Source organism: Arthrobacter sp. K4-10C (genome assembly GCF_059090085.1).
Window position 1 is genome coordinate 1 of sequence record NZ_JBNHFI010000053.1, and the last position, 207, is coordinate 207.

General features: G+C 72.0%; 1 pseudogene. It reads right to left on the reverse strand.

The window, feature by feature from the left end:
• Positions 1-207: pseudogene (locus AC5RUU_RS19725) on the reverse strand (HNH endonuclease); the annotation flags it as partial.

Sequence of the window (207 nt, forward strand, 5' to 3'; positions counted from 1 at the left end):
GGTCTTCGGTTTTGTCATCGAGGAGCAGCGCGCGGGCCCACCCGGCCGGGACGATCCCGTAGCCGGGAAGGCGGGCGGGTTCGCTGTCGCCCTGGAACAGGGTCCGGTCGGTCATCACCAGTTGGAGGTCGATGCCGGTGATCCCGCCCGGGGTGCCGGTGACCCGCTCGACCAGGGCGTCCGCCATGACCTGGCCCCGGGACCGGT